The 1,291-nt window shown below is 43.5% G+C and carries 2 protein-coding genes; one reads left to right on the forward strand and one right to left on the reverse strand.

Features of this window, described 5'->3' with window-relative positions; all coding sequences use genetic code 11:
* Positions 1–271 precede the first annotated feature (271 nt).
* Positions 272–706, reverse strand: a complete 435-nt coding sequence (tnpA, locus tag CKO36_RS19085) for an IS200/IS605 family transposase (protein ID WP_200286480.1) — start codon at positions 704–706, stop codon at positions 272–274.
* Between the two features lie 68 nt (positions 707–774).
* On the opposite strand from tnpA, the gene CKO36_RS19090 reads away from it, so the two are divergent.
* Complete coding sequence (locus tag CKO36_RS19090; protein ID WP_338053529.1) at positions 775–1,197, forward strand: alpha/beta hydrolase; 423 nt, start codon at positions 775–777, stop codon at positions 1,195–1,197.
* Positions 1,198–1,291 lie beyond the last annotated feature (94 nt).

The following is a 1,291-nucleotide window of genomic DNA, read 5'->3' on the forward strand; positions in this document are numbered from 1 at the left end:
ACAGCTTCTGAGTATTATGCAATGTTGCCGCGTGTGAAGCGAATCACTTCGAGGAGCCCGGTGCGGTAGTTCCGCACGCCGGGATCTGTACGGGGGCGGCCGGGTAACTGGCCGTCCTACCGTGATGAAATATATGAGCGCACAAAAGCAACAAAAATCAATCACTATGGACTGAAAGTCCATAGTATGAATAGCGACTGAAAGTCGCGATTTCGGTTAAAACCGACTGAAAGTTGACACTGACTAAAGTCAGTTAAATCATGACTCAAAGTCATTCAACAGAAAAACCATCATCTTGGTGATTTGGGTGATCTTCGTGATGCTGCAAATATTCTCGAATCATCTCGTCAGTCACGTGACCTGAACTGAAGGCCGCATAACCAATTCCCCAGAAATGTTTCCCCCAATATCGTTTGCTAAGTTGCGGAAATTCTTCCTGAAGCTTTCGTGAGCTACGACCTTTAAACCATTTAACCAAATCACTGACTGAATATTTTGGCGGATAGGATATGTACAAATGCACATGATCTTTGCTAACAACACCACTGATAATCTGTACATCATTTTGCGCACAGACTTGCCGGATAATTTCACGTGTCCGATAACCTACCTCTTTCGTTAATACCGCATATCGGTATTTCGTGACCCAGATTAAGTGAACTTTTAAGTCGTGAACAGTGTGCGAAGATTTGCGATAAGACCTCATAAATGAGAGTTTACTAAAAGTCTTGCACTAAAGTGCATAGTTTTTACTAAACGGTTGGGACAATAAATGTGTTGGCTCACAGCATGGGTAGCCGGGTACTTGCTAATGCAGTTAAAAGTATCGAAATAGGAGAAGTTAAGCTAAACCAAGTCGTACTAGCTGCACCTGATATCAATTCTAAAATTTTCGTAGATCACATTGCGCCCTTCTTCAAAAATAAGGCGGAGCGATACTCTATATATTCATCTTCAAAAGATAGGGCACTGGAAATTGCTAATGAAGTTCAAAAAAGTCATAGACTAGGGCAATCTGGAAAAAATATGGTTGTTCTTCAAGGTTTCGATACAATTGATGCTTCAGCCATTGATACTAGCGTTCTTGGGCATTCATACTATGGTGATGAGAGGGAGTTGTTGTTTGATCTATACCATCTGCTAAGAAACAATCTTCCTCCAGATGGCCTTGATCATGCCTTGGTCCATTGTTGCTAAGCCGCCACAGGCATCAGGTAGGGGCGCTTTGCCGGTCGAGGTCGTCGTCGAGCCGGCCAAGCCGGCCAAGGCATGCGTTCAAGCACTTGCTCAA

The sequence above is a fragment of the Rhabdochromatium marinum genome (assembly GCF_016583795.1).
In the GTDB taxonomy this organism is placed as follows: domain Bacteria; phylum Pseudomonadota; class Gammaproteobacteria; order Chromatiales; family Chromatiaceae; genus Rhabdochromatium; species Rhabdochromatium marinum.